Genomic DNA, 23187 nt, shown 5'->3' on the forward strand with positions numbered 1-23187 from the left:
CTATTCAACCTTGGGCAGGTTCGCCCTTTGCCACCGCGAGACGCATGATCGCCTCTTCGGTCAATTCCGATCTTGTCAATTCACCCGCGACACAACCATCGGAAATGACAATCACCCGATCGGCGATCGCAAAGACTTCTTCCATTTCACTGCTGACCACCAACACACCCATGCCTTGGCTCGCCAACTGATCGATCACTTCGTAGATCTCAGATTTTGCGCCAATGTCGACGCCTCGTGTTGGCTCATCGAGCATCAAGACCTTCACGTCACCGGCCAACCACTTCGCCAAGGCCACCTTTTGCTGGTTTCCACCGGACAAAGAAGCAATCTCAATTTCTTGCGAAGCAGTCTTCACTCGCAGCCGGTCGATCAATTCTGCGGCCGTCGCACGTTCCGTTTTGCGATTGCGAAACACTCCGTCCCGCGTCATCGAAACAATGGTCGCGTTGTCACGAACACTCGATTGGATCAACAGCCCAGTCCGCTTGCGGTCTTCCGGTACCAACGCCAATCCGGCTGCGATCGCGGAGTCGACACCGCCTTTGAGCGGCTCGGAGTCAATCAAGATCTCGCCACCGAACCGTTCGCGGACGCCGAAGATCGTTTCTACGATCTCGGTTCGCCCTGCACCGACCAATCCAACCAAGGCGACCACTTCGCCACCGAGCACCTGCAAATCAACCGGAGGTGCGGCGCGGGATCCGACCCTCAAACCCGACACGGTCAGTCGAGGCTCAAGACACTCTTTCGCGGTTTCGTGAGAACGACGCGTCAGATCACGCCCCACCATCGCACGAACCATCGAATCATGCGTGATATTGCCTTTCGTCAACGTTTCGACATGCTCACCATCCCGCAGCACTTCCACTCGATCGGCCAAGCGAATGATTTCGTGCAAGCGGTGCGAGATATAGAGAATCGCAACACCTTCTTCGCGAAGCCGTTCGATCAACTCGAACAACCGCAGCGATTCCTCTTCGCTCAGACTGCTGGTCGGTTCGTCCATGATGACCACGCGTGCATCGGTCGACAAAGCTCGCGCGATCTCGATCAATTGCTTGGACGCAATGGGAAGTGGCCCGACGGGCGCATCCGGGGACACCGACAAACCAACTCGATCCAGCCATGATGACGCCGTGCGTCGTAACTCCGCCCGATCGAGCAAACCAAATCGGGAGGGCTCACGGCCGAGAAACAAATTCTCGGCAACGCTCAGGTTGTCGTGCAGGTTCAGCTCTTGATGAATCAACGCGATCCCGGCATCAATCGCGTCGCGCGGTCCGGACCAGGAAAGGACTTGACCGTCCAATTCAATTTGACCCTGGTCCGGCGAGACGATCCCGGCCAGCACCTTCATCAAAGTACTTTTGCCGGCACCGTTTTCACCGATAACCGCGATGGCTTGGCCACCTTCCACTTCCATCGAAACATTCGACAAAGCTTGGGTGGAGCCAAACCGTTTACTGATTCCCGACAACCGCAAGCGAGAGGGTTGATCGGGGTTGTCCGCCTGTGGCTGGATCACTCACCTTCTTCCGACGAGTCTTCCTTTTCATCGTCGGACTTTTTGGTGGTCGAGTCCACGTCGGCCAGCTCTTCCAGTTCTTCGAGCATGCCTTCCATGCGTTCTTTTTGCCGACCTTCGGATTTCTCGATGGCTTTCTTCTGTGCCTCGATCGCCGCATCGAATCGTTCCAACGATGCGTTCATTTGAGCAACCAGAACGTGCATCAAAGGCTGAATCTGGGGATCGGCTCCTTCGATTTCAGCGTTGAGTGCAACCAGCGTTTCATCCGCCAACTTGCCAACCTTGGCTCCTTGTTGGATCGATGACATCAACCCGTAGGAGAACTGAGCCATGGCCTGTGGGTTGCCCTTCGCTTCCTTCAGTTGGCCACGGAAATACGTCATCACGTCTTCGGATAGATCGCCCGAGTCCAAACGCAGACCGTATTTGAACTGAGTCAGTTGCTCACGAACCGACTGCCCCATTTCGTCATCCACACCCTCGAACTCTTCCAAAACCTTGTCGATGACCTTGATGGCATCCTCAAAGTTTCCTTCACCGGCCATACGATTGACCTTTTGCATCGCTTCTTCCAAGCGTTGCTGGCGAGCCATTTCTTCTTTGAAAGCTTCGCGGTCCCATGTTCCTTCGATGACTTGTTCCAACGGCTCGTCGAGACTCATCGGGTGTCCGATCCACTCAATCAAACCGGTCTTGCCGACCAAAAACGCGGCGGGGATGCCGTTCTGATTGGCGGCACGCATGTAGTCATCGGTCGACGAACCGTCGGGATCGACTGTCAATGTGTAAGCCGATGTCAGTTCCGCGAATGTGACACCTTCTTTGCCTGGGTAGTCACGTTCCAGAATGCCTTCGACGGTTTCTAGATCTTCATCCGAGATGCTGACGATCTGAACGCCATTTTCGCGATGTCGTTCTTGCAATTCGACCAGGTGCGGCATGCTTTGGATGCACGGACCACACCACGTTGCCCAAAACTCGACCACGTAGATTTTGCCATCTTCGAAATCGGTGACCGGACCGAATTTTCCGAGGTCTTCGTGGATGTAGTGCTCGATATCGAGCGAAGGTGCTTTCGATCCCACGGTCAACGTCGGTTCGGCTTGAGCCGCAACGCCACCGGTCAAAAATGCAACTCCGCAGGCGGCACCTAGCAGAGTCTTACGTGTCCACGCGACAGGAAGCGAAAAAAAGCGGGTCATTGAAAACTACTTTGCGTTTGTTTGGTGAAGGAAGAAAATCGACCGAGCGGTGCTCGACACTCATTCTGACAATGTCTGTCTGGCGAAAACACTCGCCCTGTTCGAATTTAAAGCAGCCTCAACGGCAACTTTTCGCGGGACAATGCGACGGCGGTCATCGGATGCAGTGCAATACGCATACTGTAGTGCACCAAACGCCGAATTGTTCATCGTCCACGAATCCAGCGCGAAGCGAACGTTGCAGCCCAACCGCCACCCGGGAACGCCTCGTTCCCAGAGATTGGACGTGGCCAAATCGGATCGAAAAAACGATTGGCCCAGCACTGCAATCATCGTTCCCCCAAAGGTAACAATCCGCTTTTCGCGAGTCGAGAGAACCGATTTGGCTCTCTGGGGGTGTTTTCGTTGTATTGATGGAGGGGTTGGTCCATAATGCCTATGCGGGTTCTTCATCCGCCGTCAACTTCGCATGACGTCGCTCAAATCCCCCCTCTTCTCTTTCCACGAGCGCATTTGTGCTGCTTCCAATCTCACACGTGGCATCTAGGTTCGCCGGTCAATTGTGTCTCCGACTTCCAGCGTCTCGCCTGGCAGTTGCGGCACTCTTGCTAGCAACTTTTTCGTTGCCCGCGTCGGCTCAGAGAACCACGGTTGTCCGAACCGCTGATGGAAAGACGATCACCGCGAGCGTGCCATCGCCAGGACCGGATGGACGTCCGCCCGGTGCCCCACCACCCGAGGGCAAGCCAAACGAGAAGGAAGGCGAAAAGAAAGACGCCGAGGGCAAACCGCCCGAATCAGCCGCTCCCAAAGTCATCCGCCGTGACAGCATCGAAGCCAAATCATCCGACCCGAGTGAATTGAAGGCCACCGTCGGCGAAGACGGCAAAGTTGGTTTCCGATTCCGCAATCAAGGATGGACCGATTTGGTGCGTTGGTTGTCGGACATCTCCGAACAACCCATCGACTGGCAAGAACTACCCGGCGACACCGTCAACTTGATCAGCCCCGATCGGTTGACCGTTGCCGAAACAGCCGACTTGATGAACCGCCACCTGCTGGCCCGCGGCTACACCATGTTGGACCTGGATGGCGGAATCGCAATCGTGAAAACCGACGCCGTCAATCCGGGCATGGTGCGACGGGTCAGCGTCAGCGAACTGGATGAACTCGAAGACCACCGCTACGTTCGCACGATGCTCGACGCGGGATGGCTGTCCGCAGAGAAACTCTCTGAAGAACTCAAAGCGATGCTCAGCAGTGCGGGAAAGATGATCCCGTTGGCAACCACCAATCGCATCGAAGTGATGGACGTGGCAGTGAACCTGCGGCAAGTCGCTCACCTGCTCGCCGAAGAACGCGATGCAGCCAGCCGTGACGCATTGGCGCCAGAATTCCGGTTGCGACACATTCCAGCCGAAGAAGCCAAAAGCATGCTGGAGCAATTTCTCGGCGTGGAGAAAAAAGACTCCGCCCCAATGTCTCAACAGCAAATGCAAATGATGCAGCGAATGCAGCAGATGCAACAGCAGCAGGGCAACAAGGGTGGTGACACAAAAGGCGATGTAGAAATTTCCATCGTTGCGAACACGCGTCAGAACTCCGTGCTCGTTCGTGCTCCGCTCGATCGAGTTGCCATTGCCGCTGAGTTCATCAAACGAATTGATGTGCCCGGTGGCTCACTCCGCAGCCTCACCGATGCAACATCGCGAGTGGACGTGTTTCGGTTGGTATCGCTGGATCCTGAAAAGCTGATCGAGATCGCTCAAGAGATGAACGTGCTCGAACCCACCACACGAATTCGCGTTGACAAGGACAACTCCGCGGTCATCGTTTCCGGATCTGCCGCGGATCGCTTCATCATTAAATCGCTAATCGAACGACTCGATGGCGGCAAACGCCGCTTGGAAGTCCTGCAATTACGGCGTCTTGGTGCGGCCGAAGTCGCGGAATCCATTTCATTCCTAATGGGACAAGAACCCGAAGAAGACGACAGCAACTCGCGTTCGCGATACAGCTACTACGGATGGGGTGGTAGCAACGATGACGATGAAAAGGAAAAGGACAAATTCCGAGTCACCGCCAACGTCGCCTACCGCCAAGTCTTGATGTGGGCCAACGAAACCGAAATGGAAGAGGTCCGCTCACTGCTGATCAAACTCGGTGAACTTCCACCGCCCGGCGGAAGCGAACGAACGATGCGAATCATCGAAGCATCCGCCACTCCCGAAACGCTGGAGTACCTTCAACGTTTGCAGCGACGCTGGCAACAGCTTTCCGGGACTGAATTGGTGCTACCGGATGCTGACGAATTCAAAGATCCGATCGATGCGATTGGCGAGGAGCGGAAAGAAAAAGAGACGGAAACCGAAGACAAAGATTCAACGGAAGAGACCGAGGAGGCTCCAGCGGTAATCTTGCCACCGGAAACCGAACTGACTCGTGTCGAACAATCCGCTGAGAAGCTGACTTGGGTCAACGCTGTATCGAACGACGGCCAAACCGACAACGCATCATCAGAAGCCGCCGCCAGTGATCCACCTTCTTCGACGCCAACCAGCACCAAAGCAACCACGACTGCTGCAACGGTACCGGAATCATCCAAGCCGAAGATCGAAATCAAGTTGGACGCGGCGGGCAATTTAGTACTCCGCAGTGACGACACCGATGCTTTGGATCAACTGGAGGACTTGATGCTGCAGGTTTCGCCACCACGTCGCCCGTATCATGTCTTTCGTATCCGCTATGCCTCCGTTGTCTTCATTGCAGACGATCTGGAAGACTACTTCGAGGAGGACGAAGAAGACGAGGAAGATGATTCGGATCGGTTCTACCGCTACATCTTTGGTAGCGGAGACTCGGATGACAAAGGTCCGAAAGGCCTGGATGCGGCGGGTAAATTGAAATTCCTTCCCAACTCCGATACCGGCACCCTGATCGTCAGTGGTGCGACGGGTCAACAATTGCAAACCATCGAAGAACTCATCCGTTTGTGGGACGTTCCCGAAACAGTCAATCCGCGAAGGGTCCGTTACACAAAACTGGTTCACATCCAATACGGCAACGCCGCGAAAATTGCCGAGACGGTCAAGGACGCTTATCGCGATTTGCTCAGCAGCAACGACAAGGCATTTCAAGCTGGTGGAGGCGGCAAACGGGGGGGAGCTCAAAATGCTAGTAACCGCGAGAGCGGAAGCGGATTGGAAGACAGCGAGAGCGGAAAGGATGGTGGCGGACAGGATTTCTCCTTCAACGGCAAGCTTTCCATGGGTGTCGACGAAGTCGGCAACACGTTGTTAATCAGTGCCGAAGGCGAGTCGCTGCTTGACTTGATCGCTGAGATGGTCGACAAGTTGGACGTTGCCGCGAAACCGGGAGGCGACGTTGAGATCATCAATCTCAGCGGAGGCGTCTCGGCCGAGGCCGTCCAGCGAGCCCTGGCGGCTTTGGGAGTTGAATCCGATACGCGTCCGTCACGGGATCGCAATTCAAATTCAGATGATCGTCGGCGCGACAACAATGACTCCCCGCGTCGCCGTCCATCTCGCGATTAATGAAAACCAGCGCCACCCAACGATTCTCTCGACAGGTCATCGCACGTGCTCATTGGATCGTTTTGGGTTGGGTTGTTTTTGCAATTCTCTGCAAAGCGTTTTCGCCTTCTTGGAAACAAGTCGCTCTCGATGGCGACTTCGAATATCTCCCAGCGACGCAAACCAGCGTTGCGGGTGGCAAGTTGCTCGACGAAGCCTTCTTTGGAACGAGAGCACGCAGCCAAATGGTTGTCACGCTTTCTCGCGCCGAACAAGACCTGACAAAGTCCGATCGTCTTATCGGTCTGGACTTGCTCCGCCGTCTCTATCACCGTCTGGGTGAAGTCGCGTGGCAACGTGCGATGCAACTGAGCGACGGCAGCGAGGACGAACCGATCAATCGGTGGTGGATCGTTGCCACGCAGGCTTTCGACCAAGCGATCGAGATCGATTCGCAATTCTATGAAGCACTCGGTGATCGAGTCCCCGAGACATCGCCGACTCCTTACGAACCGCGCATGGCGATCGCTTACTGGGACCGAGGCAATTTGCTCGGTTCTCAAATGGTGATCCAACCGCCCGATGCGCCGGAGACAGCCGTCGCTCCTGGTGACACCGATGCAAAGACCGAACCAGACAAAAAAGCATCTTCCATTTCCGAAACCACCGCACGCGTGGCCGAGGATCTCGAAGCCGCTTTGGTGCTGGACTCGGATCTTCCCATGTCCGTGCTGCCGATTTCGAAGCGGCCACTGAAGGACTGGGAACCGTTGCTGGATATCTACAGCTGGGAAGATCGCACGCTGGGTTCACAGCTGAAAACCCCGCGAGCCCGCTTGGCCGTGCTGACTCTATCCAGCGAGCTGGCGGCAACAGGCAACATCGAACTGCTGGAACAACTGCAGGAAATCGTCGACCAAACGGTTGCCTACAGCCATGCTTACCTGACCGAAGAAGAGCGTTCCGATTCCGGATCACCTCAATTGATCGTCACCGGTTCGGCCGCGATTGGAGGACAAACCCTTTCGGCCGCTCGCTCCGCCATTCAGTACACGGAATGGTTCACCGTCGTGATGATCTTACTGCTGCTTTCCATTGTCTACCGCGCCCCGCTGCTGGTCGCTGTGCCGCTGTTTTCGATCGCGATCGCAGTGATGGTATCAACCGCCGCGGTCACGTTTCTCACTCAGTTGTCGCAATCCGGTTTGGTTCCTGGTCTGGACATCCAGATCTACACGACCAGCCGTATCTTTGTGGTTGTCATTTTGTTTGGCGCCGGCACGGACTATTGTTTGTTCCTGATCGCCCGCTTGCGTGAAGAAGCCGCGCAGTCGCCTTGGCCCGTCGCCTGTCGCAAAGCTCTCACGCAGGTCAGCGGAGCGCTGATCGGCAGCGCCATGACAACGATCGTTGGGCTGGGCATGCTTTGGTTTGCTGACTTTGGAAAGTTTCATCACACCGGCCCAATCATCGCGGTGTGCCTGTCGATCGGCTTGCTGGTTTGCATGACGCTGACGCCTGCGTGCCTGTGCCTGCTGGGCCCCAAAGTCTTTTGGCCCACGTCGGCGGGCCAAGTCAGTCGCGAACCGCGAATTCAGTTGATTGGCAATCGCAGTGTCAACGACAAAGACAGTTCCCCCGGCGATCTACTGTGGAACTGGATGGCGATTCAATTGACTCGTCGCCCGATGGTGACGTTGCTGATTGGCTTGGCGTTGCTGCTGCCGCCGGCTTGGATTGGTTTTCGAAACGAACGTACCGTCACTTATGACATCAGTGGTCAACTGTCTGCCTCTGCCAGCACGCGGCAAGGCATGCGTGTGCTCGATCGAGAGTTTGGCATCGGTCAACTCGCTCCAATATCGGTGCTGATGTTGTCTGAACAGCCAATGGGAAAAGAGGAGCAGAAGGAAACCCTGCAAACCGTCACGCAGGCGCTGTATCAAACCGAAGGCGTCACCGCCGTTCGACATCGCAACGATCCGCTGGGGGATTTCCCGCCGGATCGTGAAATGAGTTTGCTCAGCAGCGAAGCCTGGCGGCGACGGGCACTTCAGAATCACCGTTTGACGCAACTGCACTTTGTGTCTTCGATGCCGCAGTACGCCAACCGACTGATTCGAATGGACGTGATCATCCAGGAAGATCCGTTCAGCGAGGCTGCGGGCAACAGTTTGAAACGAATTGAAGAAACCATCGCCGGGCAGACCGCAGCGCTCGGTCAAGCCGGGCTCCAAATCGATGCGTTCTATGCAGGCACCACGCCCTCCATCGTGGACCTTCGCGAAGTCACCCTCTCGGACACGTTTCGAATCAAGCTCGCCGTGATCGCTGCCGTCTTCGCGGTATTGGTTCTGGTGATTCGACGCGTCGCATTGTCGATTTATCTGATCGCCACGGTCTTGCTTAGCTACTACACCACGCTCGGGCTGACGTACCTGTTCTTTCGATTTTTGCATGGACCGACCTTCCCCGGGTTGGATTGGAAGCTGCCGATTTTCTTGTTCGTCATTCTGGTGGCCGTGGGACAGGACTACAACGTTTACTTGGTCACTCGCATCCTGGAAGAGAAACGCAAACTCGGTTCGCTGGCCGCGGTCCGCCGCGCTGTGGCCCGAACCGGCGGCATCATCACCGCCTGCGGTTTGGTCATGGCCGCCACGTTTATCAGCATGACGGCGTCGTCCTGGTGGCCCTGGATCACTCAAAGCTTGGCATTTCTCACCAGCGACAGTGCCGCCTCACTGGGCGAGCAAATCGCCAGCCAACCGACCACGCTGCGAGGAATCACCGAACTCGGTTTCGCACTCGGTCTCGGAGTCCTGCTGGACACGCTTTATGTGCGAACGGTCCTCGTGCCCAGCTTTGTGGTGCTTCACGACCAGTGGCGAAAATCCTCGTCTTCCCAGCGTTTTCAAAGGCCAAACAGGTCCTCAACGGATTGAAAATGGCTCGTCTTCCGAGAAACGCCCCCGTGGCGTTATCCTGGAGCGATGAATGCGCTGTGGGGACAAACTTTTCTGACCAATATCAACTGGCTGTGGGTCGCCGGAGCGGCGGTTGCCGCCTGGATCGTCGTGGGTGCCATGAACCGACGACAAGCCCACCTGACGGGTCTTTTGCGGGATCATGTCAACCGCACCCAAGAGGCCCAACGGGCCGCCATCGAAGCCAGTAAAAAACCTTCCGAAGACGAGCCGGAGTGATCTCCATGACTAAAACTGTTTACATCAAAACCGTCGGCTGCCAGATGAATGTTCTGGACAGCGAAATGGTGATCGCCGACTTGAAACGCCACGGTTACACCGTCGTCGACACGCCCGGCGAAGCCGACCTGCTGCTCTACAACACATGCAGCATTCGCGAGCAAGCCGAAGAAAAGACGTACAGCGCCCTCGGCAAACTCAAAGAAACCAAAGCTCGCCACCCCGAGAAAACCATCGGTGTGATGGGATGCATGGCTCAGAAAGACCAAGAAACGATCTTTCGACGTGCCCCTTTCGTCGACATGGTCGTCGGCCCCGGACAACTGCACGCGATTCCCGACATGCTGACGAAAGTCACCAGCGGTGAAGGACGGCAAATGGCCGTTTCGCTGGGTCGCAAAGATGGCAAGCAAACCGTCGTTGCTCGCAGTCACGAAACCTTCGATCCTTTGCGGGATCCAACCATGCGGCCGACTCCCTTCCAAGCCTACCTGCGGATTCAAATCGGCTGCGACAAGTTCTGCACCTACTGCGTCGTGCCCAACACCCGCGGTCCCGAACAAGGCCGGTCGCCCGAAGAGATTGTTTCCGAAGCCCGCGTGCTCGCTGAACAAGGTGCCCTCGAAATCACGCTGCTCGGACAAACCGTCAACAGCTATCGCCACCGCGGACCGGACGGCGAAACCGACATGGCGGGTCTGCTGGAACGTCTGCACGACATCGATGGTTTGAAACGCATCAAGTTTGTGACGAACTACCCCAAAGACATGACCGCCCGGTTGTTGGAAACGATTCGCGATCTGCCAAAGGTGTCGCCTTACTTGCACGTGCCAGCACAAAGCGGCAGCGACGCAGTTCTCAAACGCATGAAACGCGGCTACACGATCGCCGACTACATGGAGATGTTCGAACGCATCGAAACGGTCCTGCCCGAAGCCTCGGTCAGCAGTGACTTCATCGTTGGCTTCTGCGGCGAAACGGATGAGGACTTCCAAAAGTCAGTGAAACTGATCGAACGCTGCCGATTCAAGAACAGCTTCATCTTCCAGTACAGCGTTCGCGAAGGCACCAAAGCCGCCGCCAACCTGATCGACGATGTGCCTCGCGAAGTCAAAGCGGCTCGCAACAACGAATTGCTGGCCGTCCAAGATCGAATCTCGAAAGAGGACAACCAAAAACTGATCGGCGACACAGTCGAAGTTCTGGTCGAAGGCCCAAGCAAGAAAGCCGACAAATCCGATCTGGATGCACCGATCGTTCAAATGACCGGACGAACCATTTGCGACCGGATCGTGGTCTTTGATGGCAACCGACGCCAAGCCGGCCAATTGATGGACATCCAAATCGATGATGTCAGCAGCCACACGCTGATCGGCCGCGTCAAAACAGTCGAAGTCGTCTCGCTCGGAATGCCGGGCCTAGCTCCTAGCTCCTAGCTCCTAGCTCGCAACCCACGTAGCGAAACTCGTCACGAGTGTCGGCCTCGACCGTGATTTCCGAAAGTCTTGGCGACTTCCGCTACCAATTGAACCCAACCAACCACTAGCAACTCGCCCTCAGCCCTCAGCGATTCCCTTGCTCAGCACTCAATCTCCTCCGATTCAAACTCGAACGCTCGACAACGGCCTGACCGTCGTCGTGCAACCGATGCCTTGGCTGCGAACCGCCGCGTACACGCTGTGGTTGCCCGCTGGGATCACAACCGAATTGGTTGGTTTGAGCGAGTCACAACTGGCCGATCCTGAATACCTCGCCTGCCGCGATGGTCTGGCTTCGCTGACCTGTGAAATGGTCCAGCGTGGTGCGGGTGCCTACAACAGTCGCCAACTGGTTGCCGCCGAAGACAACCTGGGCATCGACAGTGGCAACTCCGCCGCGACCAGCGTCGCGGGTTACTCCGCACGCATGCCAGCGGAATCCTTGCTTCCCGCCATCGAACTGCTCGCCGATGTCGTGCGTCGCCCACACTTACCGGGCAACCAATTCGACGACGCCAAAATGATTCTGCGGCAAGAACTCGCCGCGTTCCAAGACGAACCGACTCAGCGTTTGATGCGGCGACTTCGCGAACGCCAATACGGCCCCTCCCTGGGACGAGGTGGATACGCCAGCGAAGCGAGCCTGGAAGCGCTCAGCATGGATGACGTCCGCCAGTTCTACACTGATCAATATCATGCCGGTGGAAGCGTGCTGGCCGTCGCGGGCAACTTCGACGCCAATCAAATTTTCGATTCCATCGAGCAATCCTTTGGCGATTGGAAGTCAGGCAAACGCCCTGCCCTGCCCTCCCCTGCCCCGATCGATGGCAACGAGCACATCGAACTGCCCAGCAGTCAAACGCACATCGGATTTTCATTCGATTCCATTCCCTACGGCAGCGATGACTACTTCGTCATGCGAGCCGGAATCGGAATCCTCAGCGATGGCATGAGCAGTCGCCTGTTCGATCGCGTTCGCGAACAACGCGGGCTGTGTTACAGCGTCTGGGCCAGCACCCACACGATCGGACAGCACGGTGCCGTGTTCGGTTACGCCGGCACCACTCCCGCACGAGCGCAAGAAACGCTCGACGTCAGCCTTCGCGAAATCCAACATCTGGCCGACGACCTCGAACAAGAAGAACTCTCGCGTTGGAAAGTTCGCATCGAAAGCGGACTGATCATGGAACAAGAATCCGCCGGCTCACGAGCCAGCTCACTCGCATCCGACCAATATCAACTCGGACGCGTCATTCCAACCGAAGAACTCGAAGCCAAAATCGAAGCCATCACCCTCGACCAAGTCGCATCCTATTTTCGCCAACACGGCCCGCGGCAATTCCGAATCGTGACCGTCGGACCGGAAGCCCTTCAAGGAGGCGAAACGCTCGCATGAACGAACTCAAATCAACGACCCTAGCCAATGGGTTGCGAATCGTTGCCGACATCGACCTACGTGGTTACTCCGCCGCGGTCGGTTACTTCGTGCGTGCCGGTGCTCGTGACGAAACCGACATCGAATCGGGACTCAGCCACTTCCTCGAACACATGATGTTCAAAGGAACCGCACGTCGCTCGGCTGCGGATGTGAACCGCGAACTGGATGAACTCGGCGGTCAATCCAACGCCTACACGTCCGAAGAACAAACGGTTTACTATTCGTCCGTGCTGCCCAAGTACCAAGACCGAATGGTCGACTTGCTGACCGACATGCTCAGCCCGTCACTCGACGCCGACGATTTCGCGACCGAGCGAAACGTGATCCTGGAAGAAATCGCCAAGTACGAAGACCAGCCTCCATTTGGAGCCTTCGAACGGGTGATGGAATGCGCCTACGGACCACGCGGGTTGGGACGGCGCGTGCTTGGCACGACGCACTCAATCGAATCGATGCAAGTCGAATCGATGCGAGCCTATTTCAATCGCCGTTATCGACCCGAAAACATCGTCCTGGCCGCCAGCGGCAACGTCGACTTTGATGGCTTGGTCGCTCAAGCCGAAAAGATGACGCAGCATTGGCTCGACCGCCCTGCCCCGTCGGATTTGGCCAGTGACGATCTCGGCACCACCCCCGAAGGCATCGAACTGACACAGCACTTAAGCGTGCCTGATGCGTCGCAAAGTTACCGGGTGACTCTTGGCGATGGCCCCTCAATGCAATCCGAGCTCCGCTACGCAATGCGGTTGCTGGCTTCTATCGTCGGCGATGATGGCGGCAGCCGGCTGTTCTGGGATTTGATCGACACCGGCCGTGCCGAAGTCGCCACCCTTTGGCCGCAAGAGTTTACCGACACCGGTGCCTTGTTCACCTACTTGGTCTGCGCCGCCGACGACATGGATTCCAACGTTCGCTTGATGAACGAAGTCTTCGGCCGAGTCGCCCGTGACGGCGTTGAACAATCGGAACTGGATCAAGTGATCAACAAAACGGTCGCTGGCTGCATCATGCAATCTGAACGCCCGTCAAACCGCTTGTTCGGGCTGGGCAGTCGCTGGTTGTGCTGTGGCGATTACCTGTCGCTCGATGAGTTGCTGGACGCCTACCGTGGTGTGACAATCGAAAGCGTTGCCGAAGCCGCCCGAACCTACTTGGGGCAATCAGCAACCGAAGTCGTTGCCTCTTCCGCTGAACCTCAATCCAATTTGGTTGGTTGATTAAAAGATGAGCGACACGGTCCCCGAGCTGCTACGCCTGAACGATCGCGTCACACTGCTGCCCATCATCCACGGCAGTGGCCAGTTCGCCTGGCTGACCCGTCGGTTCATGCTCGAACACAACTTCGATTGCCTGGCCGTTCCGCTGCCGCCGTCTTTCCAACAACCGGTCGAAGAAGCGGTCTTGGAACTCCCGCGTCCTTCGATCGTGCTGCAACACCCCGCGTCACAATCGACGTTCGAACCACCGCTGCCCTTCAATCCTGAATTGTCAGCCGAAGAATACGGCGAGTCGGCCGACGACGATGACGCGGAGGCTCTGCCCACCAGTTACGTGCCGATCGATCCGTGCCAAAGCGTGATCATGGCGATCCGCGCCGCGATGGGCGAACACATCCCGCGGCATTTCATTGATCTGGAAACGAACCACTTCCAGCCTTTCTCCACCGTCATGCCCGACGCGCATGCGGTCCGGCACGTTGCAGTTGAAAAGTTCGCCGCCGCGATCCTCCCCAGCATTCCACCACCGAGCGATGAGCTGACTCGCGACCGAATGCATTACATGGCCGCCCAGCTCACCGAATTGGAAAAGAGCTACCAGCGGATTCTGCTGGTCACCAGCATCCTGCATTGGCCATGGATTCGCGACGCCCACCGACTCCTGCGAACCGACCAGGGCCGATCGATTGATGACCTTGAAAACGAAGAGGTTTCCACGCCGACTCGTCACAAAATCAATTCCAAAACGCTGCTGTTCCTGTTCGGCGAGCTGCCCTTCATCACGTCGCTCCACGAACGTGCGCGAGCCGAACTGGAAGACGATGAAAATTTGCAGATCGACGGCGTCAAAGAACTGTTGATCGCCGGTCGCCAAAGCTACCTCGACGATCTGGGCAACCGAGCCCGCAAGATCACGCCGTTGCTGCTTTCGAAGTGCCTGCAATACATCCGCAATTTGTCATTGATCAACCGCCGGATGACACCGGACATGGTCACGATCATCACCGCCTGCAAACAAGTCCTCGGCGACCAATTCGCATTGCATGTCGCCGAAGTCGCGACCAAGTACGCCTACGCGGACGAACCAGGTGCCAACTCCGACCAATGGATCCCTGAATCCGATCAACCGATCACGCTGGGAATCGACCAAGCTCGCTTGCCCAATCAAGATGTTGTGTCATTGGTCAATCGTTTGCCAGGACCACCGATCTCGTGGCAAACGATCCAGCTCCAACGACGGCCCAGCGACAAAGAACGCCATGAATGGCAGCACAATTGGAACCCCTATTCCCAGTGCAGCTACCCGCCCGAAGACGAGCGCATTGAACTGCTGAGAAACCGAGTCAGCGAACGAGCCCAGGCGATCATGGGCCAAGACCTGGCTCGCACCGAAAAGTTCACCACCAGCGTCAAAGACGGAATCGACATCCGGGACACGATTCGACATTGGTACGAAAAAGAGATCTACGTCAAAGTCATGCCGCCCAGTCGCGGGCAACTCGATGCCTGCCTGATGCTGTTTGACTCCCCCGCCGACCCACGAGATTACCCCTGGCGCACGACTTGGTTCGCCGAGCACGAATGGGAATCCACCCTCGCATTCTTCGCCAGTGACTTCCAACAAGAGATGGTCGGCCCCGGCATTGGGCTGGGGATCTATGGCGGTGCAATGTTCTTGTACCCGCCCGTACCGATTCGCGACATCTGGCGTGACCGTCGCTTGAACTTCACCGCGACACTGGAAGAACGATTGATTGCCGCTGCCTGCATGCACTCACGCAGCAAACACGTCGCGATCATGAGCCCCCTGCCGCCCGGCGGCGGATGGAAACGCTTGGCCCGCCGGTTCAAGAAGCACCTGGTTCACGTGCCGATGTCCTCCTTCAGCGACCAAGAAATCCAACAACTCCGCATGGTCCATGTCCTCAACGGCGGCGAGGTCCGAAGCTACGCCGCCGACTTCATCCGAAAAGCCTGACCGCCGCGAACTACAGACGCGTGATCACAAAGAACACCAGCCCAAGAATCCCCAGCAAAATCGCAACCCCATACATCGCCCGAATCTTCTTCGGCTGATTCACATTGGGTTCTGGATCCTTGCTCGTTGTCAGACTCCGGAGAACCAGTCCCACCACGGTCACCAATACGCCCGCGCCCATCACGGCCAGGCTCGGCAACCGACCTTCCGATTCACTATTGGGCGGAAGAAATGGCAGCACCCAAAAGGCGATCGCTCCATATGCCAGGACCATCATTCCGAGCGTAAGAACCCCGGTCGCTATCTTTCCCAACAAACTCTTGGAAGGAGCGGCAGATTCCGTGGGAACGCTCGGCGATTCATAAGGTTGGTGTTGAGTCACAGTTGATCTCTCCGGTGCAAGCAAACAGTCATCCCTCGCCTCATCGCGAGCGGTGCAAAGTTATGCCGACCATCCCCAAAGCCGCAAAGTGCAACCACCAAAAAAACAAAAGAACAAACCAGTTCTTCACCAACACCACACAATCCCTCGCAAAGGGGACGGGGGCAATAGTGTTCGGCCCGACGTTTGCCGGCCGACGCTGAATTGCTAGTATCGATAATTTGGCCTGTCTTCGCTCGCTGGGCGAGAGTGTCTCGTTCGTGCTTCAAGGAGACTGGCGGGCAGTTGCGATGATGTGAAACATTCACTGGTTTGCATCCGCCAGAGTCGAGAGGCGTGAAACCGGTTTGGCTCATGCGTCGATCTTGCTTTACTCCTGCGTTGAGCGGGCAATCGTTGGTTTGCCATGCCAACCAAAACCAAGCGACTCAAAAGACGAAAGCTTCCTGATGACCAGGGCGAGCGAACACAGGAATCTCTCGTCAAGCCTAAAGATCAAAATCGAAGGCCTCAAATACTTCGCCATGCTCAAGCCCCTGCTCGAGCATCTTCACGAACATGAGTGCCAGCGTGATACCGCTGGTAACCGTACGCTGCACTACGATCAGTATTGCATGCTCGTGTTGCTGTATGTCCTGAACCCCACTGTCTCAAGTTTGCGAGCAATCTCGCAGGCCAGTGAGTTGACGAAAGTACGTAACAAACTGAGCAACGAGAAAGCTTCGCTGGGATCGCTATCCGAAGCCGGTGGGCTGTTCTCTGCAGACCATCTCAAGCCAGTCATTGAGGCCTTGTCTGCTGAAGTCAACGATGCTGCCCCGGACCCGCGACTGAGCAGCATTCAGCAAACGATCACCGCCGTGGATGGCTCACTTGTCAACGCGTTGCCGTCGCTGATTGCCGCATCCATTCTGAAGCAAACAACGGGCTCAGCGCTGGTGCGATGGCGACTACACACACACTTTGAGGTCAATAACCTGCTGCCTGCGCGAGTCGACGTGACACCTGATGGCGGTGGGCAACACGATGAACGGGCCGTTCTCAAACGAGTGCTCGAAGAAGATCGCCTGTACGTGATGGACCGTGGCTATGCCAAGTTCTCGCTCTTCAATTCAATCGTCGCGTCATCGAGTAGCTATGTTTGCCGACTACGTGACAACACGGTTTACGAGACGACTCAAGAACTTGAGTTAACCGAAGGTGACCGTGCTGCGGGGGTACTCAGCGATACGATAGTAAAGCTTGGAGGATCGAGCAGCAGCTCAAATTCCCCTGATCATCCGATCCGGTTGATCCAAATCCGCTGCACGCCTCATCAAAACCGCACTGGCGGAAAGGCGAGAGGTTCCAAGGCCCCCAACAGCGATGGGATCCTTCGCATTGCCACCAATCTACTGAATGTACCTGCTGAAATCATTGCCCTGATCTACGCCTACCGATGGACAATTGAAATCTTCTTTCGGTTCTACAAGCAACTGATGGGCGGCGATCACTTGATCAGCCACAACGCCAATGGAATCCAGATTCAAGTCTACTGTTCGGTGATTGCCTGCTTGCTGATCAACCTGTGGACTGGATCTCGCCCCACGAAACGAACGTTTGAAATGATCAGCTTCTACTTCCAAGGCTTAGCCACTGAAGAGGAGCTGATTGCTCACATCGAAAAGCAAGCAGCTGCAGAAGAGGCAAAGCGTGTCAAAGAGGAGCGTAAAGAAATTTGCTAATCGGCGTTGCGGGAGGTCATTTTGCCTGACTGGTCTCGGCATGAATGCTGCGCGGTCCCAAACACAAAAACGCAACGGCCCTGGGCAAGCCGGATCGCTTCGCATCCTTCGCAATGAACCCACACTCAACTCGCCAACCATCCGCCAATATTCCAGCCCGGCAAACGCCGGGCCGAACACTATTGCCCCCGTCCCCTTTCTCCAGCGTGTCTACAGAACATCAAGTCGTTTCGGGCGCATCATCGATCGCGCCGTACCTAAGCAAGACCTCACGAATGTCCGTTGCGAGCTTCCGTGTCGCACGGTGATGGAGCAGCGACCAACGTGTGTCGATGAAGATCCATGACTGACCATCGTAAGGTCCACTGGGATCCTCGGGATCTCCCGTCATCGTCGTCACATCAACAGCTGCTTTTTCTCGACGAAAAGTAAAAACGACTCCCGAGTCCCGGATTCTCTGAGCACCAATCTCTCGAATGGATTCAAGGGTCGTATTCGATAACTCAGTGTTAATGACAGCTTCAATTGAAAGCGGAAGAGCCTTGTCGTCACAGATCAGCAAGTAGTGCATTGATGAATCACCCGCAACAATGCCCGGACCGCCGTCTCAATCCGATAGGACGAAGCAATAGTTAAACCCTGCTGCTATCGAGTTGAACTGCGGCATACGGCAATTCTAAACGGACCCTCAAAACGGGAGGGGGTATTTTTAGGTACATGATTTTGATTGAACGCAAGCACGCAAGGAGCATCATTGTTAACGACCCTAGAGCAAAAGAGCCTGGTGTATTGGCACGGCCACGAACTGGATCCATCGAAGTCGTTTCTGCGGCAAGCTACAGAGACTCGAACGATCACACTACCCAAAACCCCGTTGAACCAATCGTTTTCGCCGAACCTTCATCCCCGTAAAACCAAACCTTTCAGCCCTGCAAAGGCGACGAGGGCTTTTCCAATGTACGGATGCCCAAGTTTCCGCATCCCCGCCCCACTGAGCACCCCATTCGCACGAGATACCGAGAGCACTTTCGCTGGCTGAGATTGGCTGTGCTCATGCCGACGGAGGGCCTCCGTCGGCGACAATTTCGGTCGATCAACGGACATGCAACCCCATGCGTCCCTCTCCCTTCCTGCCGGGATAAAGAAAGGCAGAAGCCGGAAGAAAAGTTGCATCCGCGATCAGAGCTAGCCTTCCGACTCGGCTGACACAGGTGGCTCGACGCTTTCGAGTGGCATCACGATCTGGCGTGGCCAGTGCAGAATGAAACGTGTGCCCTGCCCCAATTCGGATTGCAACTCGATCTTTCCGCCGTAGGTTTCGACGGTCTTTTTAATGATCGACAATCCCATGCCACTCGAGTTCTTCCAATCTGAGTTCGGGGCAACGGTGCGAAAGATTTCAAATACCTTCTTCTGAAAGCGTGAAGCGATTCCCGGTCCGTCGTCTTCGACAATGAACTGAATCAACTCGCCATCATCGATCGCCGAAACGCACACCCTGCCGTCTGCGCGGTCATGGTGTTTGATCGCGTTGTTGACCAAGTTCCGCAGGCACGTTTCCAGTGGTGCTTTGAGGGTCAGTAACGTCGGCAGTTCTCCGTCGATGCAAACTTGCATGGCATCTGGCTTTGCCAACATTGCAAAGATCCTTGTCACCAAATCATTTGTGTTGACCTGCGTCAGTCGATCATGAACTCGCCCGGCACGAGAATACTGAAGCAGATCATCCAGCAGTTGCTCCATCCGATCGATGCACTGCTTCAATGTCTTCAGGTGTTCGGCGCTCTCAACGGGTAACTGATCCCCGGTGTCCTCCGTCACCCAATCAGCCAGATGCTTGATGTTTCGAAGTGGAGACCGCAAGTCATGCGAAGCGACATAGGCAAACGCATCCAGATCCCGATTGCTTCGGCTCAATTCGGCGATTTGCTGTCGTATCAACGCATCAACCCGTCGCTGCTCAGTTACATCACGGACGATGATTGCTGCAAGCTGTTGTTCGCCATCATGCCAATAGGAGATCGAGATTCTCGCGGGAAAGGTCGTTCCGTCCTTTCGAATGCAAAGCAGTTCGTCGTCCGTGATCGATGATAAAGCGGACTCCTCCGTTCGAAGCGATCTTTCAAACAAACGACTCGCTGAGGTACCAACAACCTCGTCTTCGGAGAACCCAAAGGCATCCATCGTCGCTGGATTTCCATAGACGACTTGTCGTGATTCATCCAACAATACGATCGGATCATGGGCGGTGTCGCAGACGGCTTGGAACTGTTTCTGAGCCTTGCGAAACTCGCTGGTCATCTGTTCCGCAATTCGTTCCGCTTGCCGCTGTTGACGCCCGATTGATCCAATGACCAAGAACAGCAACACATCCACCAGCAATCCGATAAATGCGACCGCCAAGCTAATCGCCGATTCGCCACCACTGATAAAATCGGGCTGGGATTCAAAGTGGATTGTCCAATCGCGTCCGCGAAGATGAAGCTGCTTCGTCAGCACAAAATCCGCATTGCCCTCGCTGGCCGGCCTCAACATCGGGAGGTGACTGCTGTAGAGCAAGTTGGCAGTGGACTCGCTCTCACCATCGTAAATCTTGAAATCGATGTCCGGCAGATTCGATTTCCGAATCCCGACCATCAAATCTCGAGTTCGAAAGGGCGCGTACACAAAGCCAACAACCGATGCTAATTGTTGACCTTCCTCCTCAACCGTTTCGCGATTTTCAAAGACCGGCAAGTACAGCAAGAAACCTTGTTGGACATCGTCCTCGGTTTCCTGCACCAATTTGACAACGCCTGAAATGGTGGGTTCGCCCGATGCGACCGCCGCGTCCATTGCCGCTCGACGAGTTGCCTCGGAGTACATATCGAATCCGAAGGCCCGCTGATTCCGCCAATCGAACGGTTCGAGATAAACGATCGCCGTGTAAACATCACGCTCACCGTCGGGCCGAATATCGAACTCCGGAAAACCCTCGGCGCGAACGGATTCGACAAAGGCATCATTTTCATCCGCCTTCACAACCCGACTGAATCCAACTCCCTGAATGCCAGGGTAGTACTCTTGGAAACGAGAGTTCTCGAAGTAGGTCCGCCACTCAGCTCGCGAGACGCTATTGGATGCTTCCATCAAACCAACGCCACCGCGAAGCACTTGTTCGTACTCCAGCATCCGTTGCTCGATTGAGACTTCCATTTCACTCACGCGAAACAGAAAGCGGTCCGACGCTCGATCGCGAATGTACTGGCTCGACAAATACCAGGCGATCGCGGTCACGGCCAGCGATATGGCAAGGATGCACCATGCCAATGCGGAACTGCGAGTCACCGCAAAGTCACGCAAGAGATGGATCGTTCGACCAAGAAGCGGTTGTGAGGTCGAATTCGTCATCTGCTATCAAAACACTCGCGACACGTGGAACGCATCGCTGATTGCAAGACAGGACGCTACCTGCGAATGATAAGCGATCACGCGAGTCTTGTCTCACCGACTGGCTTGCATGCCTTGATCCATTTGCAGCATCACCATGTCTCGATAGCGGCCACCGCTGGCGACCAATTCTTCGTGCGTGCCAATCTCGAGCACTTCGCCGTCTTCCAAAACCACGATTTTGTCAGCATTCATGATCGTGCTCAATCGGTGAGCGATCACGAACGCGGTTCGGTCCTGCAACAACTCGCTCAAACTGTCCTGGATCAGACGCTCGCTTTCGCTATCGAGATTGCTGGTCGCTTCATCCAAGATCAGGATTTGAGGGTCAGCCAAGATCGCTCGTGCGATGGCCAATCGTTGACGTTGCCCACCTGACAACTTGACGCCACGTTCGCCGATCACCGTTTCATAACCTTCGGGAAATTTGCGAATGAACTCGTCAGCGGCAGCTGCCTGCGCCGCCGAGATCACATCCTCCCGTGACGCTCGTCGGCGGGCGTAGGCAATGTTTTCGTGGATGGAGCCGTCGAACAAAAACACGTCCTGTTCCACAATTCCCAGCAACGATCTATAGCTGGACAACTGGATGTCTCGCAAGTCGCGACCATTGAAACAGATCCTTCCCTCGTCGGGATCATAGAACCGAGCGATCAAATTGGTCAGTGTCGTCTTGCCCGCTCCGCTGCGTCCCACCAAGGCGACCGTTTGCCCCGATGCGACGTCGAAACTCACCTCTTTCAGCACCGGCGTCTCGGTTCCCGGATAACGGAACGTGACATTTTGAATTGACAGATCACCCACTCGCTGTTTCGAAGCCAACGAGATCGAACCTTCGCGACTGGGCAATTCCTCTTCCACATCCAACACATCCAGCACACGATCCAACCCAGCCAGATTGTTCTGAAAAGCGACCGCGCTGCCAGCGATCGTGGCCAACGGATCCAACAACATCGTCAGGTAGACCAAGAACATCATCAGGTCACCGAGGGTCAGATTGCCCTCGATGATTTGATAGCCGCCATAAAGCAACAAGCCGGTGGAAGCGAGCGGAATCAGCACTTCCCAAATGGTCTCGATGATCCGCATCCACCACCAAGTGAACAACTGCTGCCGAACCAAGAAGTCACCTTCCCGCACATAGCGACTCGACTCGCTGCGAGATCGCGAAAACGTTCGCACGACGCGAATGCCGCCAAAGGTTTCCGTCGCGCCGCTGTCGATCTTTTGACGTTGCTTGCGGACATCTCGAAAGAGAGGACGAATGCGATTGATGTAGGTGCGGTGCGTCAACCAAACGGTCGGCAACAAAAACATTCCACCCAACATCAGCTTCCAGTCCACCAGCATCAGGATCACGAGGCTGCCGATGAACTGAACGATTGCCCGCCAGGGGTTGTAGAGCATGCTGAAGATCAGATCGGCAACGCCGCCTGCGTCCTCTCGAATCAGGCTGGCCACGCCACCGCTCTTCATCGAATGCACATGGTGCAGTGGCAGATGAACAGCGTGATCAAACACGGTAGCTCGGATGGACACTTGCGTTTTATTGACCGCTTTGGTCGCGATCCAACGACCCACCAAATTCACCGCGGTTCCAATCGCGGTCAGAACGGTCACCAACAATCCGATCGCGATCAGCACGCGCATCGGTGACGACATCGGGTCGCCTAGAATCTCACTTAGATTTGGGATTCCGCTCACCCAGTCCGGTAGCGGTTTGGGTGGGCGAATCAGCACGGAATCGATCGCCAGCTTGGTTCCCAGCGGCGGGATCAATCGCAAACCAATGCTGACCGTCAACAGCGCCAGAGCCGTCAAAATGGCCCCTCTTTGCCCGGCAATCAGTCCCCAAAAAGCAAGAAACAATTCGCGGAAGGATCGATCTCGCGTCCCGATCTTCTTTCCACCCGGCCCGCCACCGTGATGATGCCCGCCACGTCCGCTGGCCAGATCCTTTTCAGTGTCCTGATTCCCTCGGCGATGACGATCGCGAACCGCTTGACGATAGGCTTCGAAACGACGGCGACTGGGCGAACTCGGCATCTAACAACAATGTGCGTGGAAAC

The 23187-nt window shown here is 55.8% G+C and carries 13 protein-coding genes and 1 pseudogene; 8 read left to right on the forward strand and 6 right to left on the reverse strand.

Features of this window, described 5'->3' with window-relative positions:
* Positions 1-4: 4 nt before the first annotated feature.
* Together RB_RS19205 and RB_RS19210 are read right to left on the reverse strand one after the other, a co-directional pair.
* Positions 5-1528, reverse strand: a complete 1524-nt coding sequence (locus tag RB_RS19205; RefSeq protein ID WP_011122276.1) for a sugar ABC transporter ATP-binding protein — start codon at positions 1526-1528, stop codon at positions 5-7.
* Positions 1525-2733 carry a TlpA family protein disulfide reductase gene (locus tag RB_RS19210; protein WP_007327198.1) on the reverse strand — a complete coding sequence of 403 codons (1209 nt, stop codon included), beginning with the start codon at positions 2731-2733 and terminating at the stop codon, positions 1525-1527. The genes RB_RS19205 and RB_RS19210 overlap by 4 nt, the downstream gene beginning before the upstream one ends.
* A 605-nt stretch (positions 2734-3338) precedes the next feature.
* Between RB_RS19210 and RB_RS19220 the strand changes: the two genes are divergently transcribed.
* From RB_RS19220 to RB_RS19250, 7 genes are all read left to right on the forward strand, one after another.
* Positions 3339-6287, forward strand: coding sequence for a secretin N-terminal domain-containing protein (locus tag RB_RS19220; RefSeq protein WP_164922232.1), 2949 nt, complete (start codon positions 3339-3341; stop codon positions 6285-6287).
* On the forward strand, positions 6287-9211 hold the full coding sequence (locus RB_RS19225; protein ID WP_011122281.1) for an MMPL family transporter: 2925 nt from the start codon (positions 6287-6289) through the stop codon (positions 9209-9211). The genes RB_RS19220 and RB_RS19225 overlap by 1 nt, the downstream gene beginning before the upstream one ends.
* 48 nt (positions 9212-9259) lie before the next feature.
* On the forward strand, positions 9260-9472 hold the full coding sequence (locus tag RB_RS19230; RefSeq protein WP_007327202.1) for a hypothetical protein: 213 nt from the start codon (positions 9260-9262) through the stop codon (positions 9470-9472).
* The gene (gene miaB / locus RB_RS19235; RefSeq protein ID WP_011122282.1) at positions 9469-10908 is read left to right on the forward strand and encodes a tRNA (N6-isopentenyl adenosine(37)-C2)-methylthiotransferase MiaB; all 1440 of its coding nucleotides are present in this window, start codon (positions 9469-9471) and stop codon (positions 10906-10908) included. Before RB_RS19230 ends, miaB begins: the two co-directional genes overlap by 4 nt.
* Before the next feature lie 139 nt (positions 10909-11047).
* The gene (locus RB_RS19240; RefSeq protein WP_007327204.1) at positions 11048-12346 is read left to right on the forward strand and encodes a M16 family metallopeptidase; all 1299 of its coding nucleotides are present in this window, start codon (positions 11048-11050) and stop codon (positions 12344-12346) included.
* Entirely contained in the window at positions 12343-13605 is a 1263-nt protein-coding gene (locus tag RB_RS19245; RefSeq protein WP_011122283.1) for a M16 family metallopeptidase, read from the forward strand. The genes RB_RS19240 and RB_RS19245 overlap by 4 nt, the downstream gene beginning before the upstream one ends.
* Before the next feature lie 7 nt (positions 13606-13612).
* Positions 13613-15583 (forward strand): hypothetical protein, encoded by a 1971-nt coding sequence (locus RB_RS19250; RefSeq protein WP_011122284.1) that lies wholly within the window; start codon positions 13613-13615, stop codon positions 15581-15583.
* Positions 15584-15593: 10 nt separating this feature from the next.
* Here the strand turns inward: RB_RS19250 and RB_RS19255 are convergent, their stop codons facing one another.
* Positions 15594-15965, reverse strand: coding sequence for a hypothetical protein (locus tag RB_RS19255; RefSeq protein WP_011122285.1), 372 nt, complete (start codon positions 15963-15965; stop codon positions 15594-15596).
* Between the two features lie 406 nt (positions 15966-16371).
* Between RB_RS19255 and RB_RS19260 the strand changes: the two are divergent.
* Positions 16372-17689, forward strand: a pseudogene (locus RB_RS19260) (IS4 family transposase).
* Positions 17690-17909: 220 nt separating this feature from the next.
* Here the strand turns inward: RB_RS19260 and RB_RS19265 are convergent.
* The 3 genes from RB_RS19265 to RB_RS19275 all read right to left on the reverse strand — a co-directional run bounded on the left by RB_RS19265 (position 17910) and on the right by RB_RS19275 (position 23164).
* Positions 17910-18260: a hypothetical protein gene (locus RB_RS19265; RefSeq protein ID WP_164922234.1), complete on the reverse strand. Its 351-nt coding sequence runs from the start codon at positions 18258-18260 to the stop codon at positions 17910-17912.
* A 614-nt stretch (positions 18261-18874) separates the two neighbouring features.
* On the reverse strand, positions 18875-21079 hold the full coding sequence (locus RB_RS19270) for a sensor histidine kinase (RefSeq protein ID WP_011122292.1): 2205 nt from the start codon (positions 21077-21079) through the stop codon (positions 18875-18877).
* A gap of 93 nt (positions 21080-21172) precedes the next feature.
* Positions 21173-23164, reverse strand: a complete 1992-nt coding sequence (locus RB_RS19275) for an ABC transporter ATP-binding protein (protein WP_011122293.1) — start codon at positions 23162-23164, stop codon at positions 21173-21175.
* Between the last annotated feature and the right edge of the window lie 23 nt (positions 23165-23187).

The sequence above is a fragment of the Rhodopirellula baltica SH 1 genome (assembly GCF_000196115.1).
In the GTDB taxonomy this organism is placed as follows: Bacteria; Planctomycetota; Planctomycetia; order Pirellulales; family Pirellulaceae; genus Rhodopirellula; species Rhodopirellula baltica.